At 42.2% G+C, this 538-nt stretch carries 1 pseudogene; it reads left to right on the plus strand.

Features of this window, described 5'->3' with window-relative positions:
* Window positions 1-431: 431 nt before the first annotated feature.
* Window positions 432-538: pseudogene (locus PG888_RS23110) on the plus strand (IS630 family transposase); the annotation flags it as partial.

Here is a 538-nt window from a genome sequence, read left to right on the forward strand (position 1 = left end):
CGGCTCAAACATGAAGAAATGAAATGACTGAGTCAGCCGAGAAGAATTTCCCCGCTTATTCGCACCTTCCCTAGTAATTTCTTATTGTAAGTGCAATTTTCTTCCTTTAAGGAAAGCTAGCTCGAAGGAATTAAAAATCTGGATTATCTTCGCTGCGAAGCAGCGGAATGTTGAAATTCTTAAATTTTTTAATTGTTCTCAATAATAGTAAATGGACAGTTTTTCGATTTTTTCAAGTGGGGTAAATGAAAAAATCTCAAAAAAAGATGAGGTTGGTTACTTTTGAACCGTTCTTGCGGGGGTTAGCCTATCAGATACCTTGATCTAAATAGCTGTTCCGAATAGTAGATCACAGGAGGAAGGGAACCGTCCAGTTTGTGCGATCTCATTAGTCGCCAAACAAAACAAGCCACACCAAAAGGACTGAGTTGATGCCTATCCTACCACCCCTGCCACGACCACACAACGGCGCCGCATTCACAAAATCATCCATGCCACGCGTGATAAAGGGCATGCTCGTCGCTTGATGGCCATCTTG

The organism is Aeromonas sp. QDB23 (genome assembly GCF_027707745.1).
Classification (GTDB): Bacteria; Pseudomonadota; Gammaproteobacteria; order Enterobacterales; family Aeromonadaceae; genus Aeromonas; species Aeromonas allosaccharophila.